The sequence below is a fragment of the Sphingobium sp. SA916 genome, from assembly GCF_002894065.1.
GTDB lineage: Bacteria > Pseudomonadota > Alphaproteobacteria > Sphingomonadales > Sphingomonadaceae > Sphingobium > Sphingobium fuliginis.
In genome coordinates, this window is the sequence record NZ_LXYF01000015.1 from 1 (window position 1) to 1,065 (window position 1,065).

Genomic DNA, 1,065 nt, shown 5'->3' on the forward strand with positions numbered 1-1,065 from the left:
GGGAGGGGTTAGGGGTGGGCGCGAGCGTAGCGAGCTTCTGACTTAGCCGTTGCAAAACAGCGCTGATGTCGCGCCAGCCCACCCCCTAGCCCCCTCCCGCCTGCGGGAGGGGGAATGTCCGCAATCCACCCCTCCATACACCGATCAGACCATCCGCCGCAGCACGCCATCCTTCAATATGAAATGATGCCGCATCGCCGCCAGCCCGTGCAGGATGAGCAACGCCACCCAGACGAAGCCCAGAACCTCATGCGCCTCGCCTGAAATGCCGACGATCGCATCGCCCTTCGCCACCGCGAATTTGGGCACGTCGAACAGGAAGAACCAGTTCAGGGGCCGGTCGCCGGCGGACGTCATGATCCATCCGGTCAGCGGCAGGACCAGCATGAACGCGTAAAAGGCGAAATGCGTGAGATGCGCCGCCCCCTTTTCCCATGCGGGCATTTCGGCTGGCAGCGGCGGGGCGCTGCGCGTGAAGCGCCACATTATGCGCGCGACCGTCAGGGCCAGCACGGTCAGCCCGATCGACTTGTGGACGGGCATCACCTTCCACTCCCTGGGCAGCGCGTCATGCGCAAAGCCCAGGAAGAGGTTGAACAGGATGAGGATCGCCATGATCCAGTGCAGCGCGCGCGCAACGTGACTGTAGCGATCCATCCCATACTCCTGCCTGACTTTTCACCCCTGACGATTGGCGACCAGATTATCCACCACCGACGGGTCGGCAAGTGTACTAATGTCCCCCAGCGCCTGGGGCGACACCTCGCCCTCCGCGATCTTGCGCAGGATGCGGCGCATGATCTTGCCCGACCGGGTCTTGGGCAGGCCGGGGGCGAACTGGATCACGTCGGGCGTCGCGATCGGCCCGATCTCGCTGCGCACCCATTTCACCAGCGTCTGGCGCAGTTCGTCGGTCGCTTCCTCGCCGCTGTTCAGCGTCACATAGGCGTAGATGCCCTGTCCCTTTATGTCGTGCGGGAAGCCCACCACCGCCGCCTCCGCCACCGCCTCGTGCAGCACCAGCGCGCTTTCCACCTCCGCCGTGCCCATGCGATGGCCCGACAC

General features: G+C 64.8%; 1 protein-coding gene and 1 pseudogene. Both read right to left on the reverse strand.

Annotated elements, in window-relative coordinates:
- Positions 1–144 precede the first annotated feature (144 nt).
- Complete coding sequence (locus A8G00_RS03905; protein WP_048578408.1) at positions 145–657, reverse strand: cytochrome b; 513 nt, start codon at positions 655–657, stop codon at positions 145–147.
- Between the two features lie 21 nt (positions 658–678).
- Positions 679–1,065 (reverse strand): annotated as a pseudogene (locus A8G00_RS03910) (acetyl-coenzyme A synthetase); the annotation flags it as partial.

Coding starts and splice junctions, on each gene's coding strand:
- A8G00_RS03905 (WP_048578408.1), bottom strand. CDS start 657: ATGGATCGCTACAGTCACGTTGCGCGCGCGCTGCACTGGATCATGGCG.